Annotated in this window: 1 protein-coding gene; it reads right to left on the bottom strand. The window is 50.2% G+C overall.

All coding sequences use genetic code 11. The features are described from left to right. Positions 1–498 precede the first annotated feature (498 nt). Positions 499–1,623 (bottom strand): alpha/beta hydrolase, encoded by a 1,125-nt coding sequence (locus AC2FIR_RS24075; RefSeq protein ID WP_170499405.1) that lies wholly within the window; start codon positions 1,621–1,623, stop codon positions 499–501. Between the last annotated feature and the right edge of the window lie 214 nt (positions 1,624–1,837).

Below are 1,837 nucleotides of genomic sequence, written 5' to 3'. Positions count from 1 at the left end.
ACCAACACCATGATTTATATCGGAAATAACACGATCACGACAGCGGAAACAGCGACTTACTTGGGGAATGTGGGCTTGAGTCCTATTCGGGATGCATGGAATTTCCGGAGCCATTGCGCGTGGTAAACGCTCAGATCCTGTCAGCAGGGTTAAGGGACTTTGAAATCCGCAAAGTTCGCGGAGCGCTTCTTAGTGGACGGTGCGGCGAGTGGCGGCTTAGTCCGCGTAGCAGTCGTTCAAGCAAGTTGCAGCGAATGACTGCTTCGAGCCCAATGCAGACATAGTGTTCGGGCGCAGCATTGGTCGCAAAAGGCGGTTTGCGCAGCCTTGCTATAGGTGGAAGTAAAGGTGGCTGAACGTAATTTTTAGGGTCTTAGCATTTAGGTATTCAACGGGGGCATTGGGCGCGTAAACGATTTTTCTGTCTATTGGTTGAAACCGGCTGCGTAGCCCAAATGTACTTTGATACTTCCCCGAAACATCAAGAGGCATCGGCCTTTAGTTTGATACAACTAGGATGGGCAGGCCAGAGATCATATTTTCAAGGGGATGATTTGACTTGCTCCCAAAGCGGCTGGAACTGTTCAGACCCTGGCCAATCAATTGTACGACTTCCGGTGATCCTGCGAATTTCGAATGGCTGCCAGATTTGGAGTCATCAATATTGCTCAGGTCGATCACAGTCACTCCAAGCTCGGCAAGTTCGGCTGAGTCGGACGCTCCCACCCTGCTAATCCCACCCGAAATCCTGCGAGAAAACCCAAGGGCGTTATCATCCTTGGATGTCAGGACAAACAATTTGGTGCGGTCTCCGTCTATCATGCCCAATTGAGACCGGAACACATCAATATCTATGTCCGGAGATGCCATCATGACGGATTTGAGGCGACCCGTGGAGTTGAACTTGCCCGCCCGTTCGGCAAAGACGATTGCTTCCATTAACAACATCGAGCCCATCGAGTGTGCGAATATGTCAGCGCCATTTGCCTTGGTTCTGACAAGTATGTCTGCGGCCTTCAGGAACTGCGGACGCGCGGCAAGAGCGCTGTTCAGATCATACACGTACTTGACCGGTTGTGCTGCAGACGCCCAGGAGAACAAGACAGGCACGCCTTTAAAGTCCGTGTCTTCTACAAACTGGGCCAGCCTAAGGATCGAATCGCTGATAGTGTTGTTGTAGCCATGCACAAAGAACAGAATGTCGCGATCACCGGGTGGCAACTTGGCGAGCGCTCCATTCAGGGACCTGATGAATGCATCGTCGGTTTGATAGACTGTCGGTTCGATGACCGCAAATTCAGTTCTTGGGTCCGGCGGCATCCTCTTGGAACGCTCTAACTCTCCTGAAACATGATTAGGTGGTATCGATACTACAACCGATGCTAATCCCAGTTCTGGAGCTCTTTGGCCAGAGTAGAATGCTCCAACAACCTCTGTCGCTTGCCTTGTGGTGGTGATGAAAATCTTTTGCCGCGTTGCCTCCGTGACAGAAACGGCAGGGATCTTGGAGTTGTCGATACCAACCAGTTCTGGGGAACGGGAACAAGACGTAAGCGCACCAGTTATCAAAAGAACAGTGAGAAAACCTCGAAACCAATCCACAACGACACCAAAATGATTCATAAACATAATCTTCCCAAATTCTAGTTATCACGGGCAAACAAGGCTTCACGAGCTGACACCCTATGTATAGCCCAATAGAAGCTTGAAGCTATTGATCTCGATCACAGCACTCAAATCCAATGAATCGATATTTGTTATTAACCGACATTCCCCAAGTGGCCTGGGTTCTGACGTTAAGGTCGCCTGACTGCGCCACCTGATCAAGCGTTTTTCC

Source organism: Ruegeria sp. CDSB136 (assembly GCF_059610965.1).
Note: the sequence above shows the minus strand (reverse complement) of the source record. Positions and strands in the feature narration are given on the sequence as shown.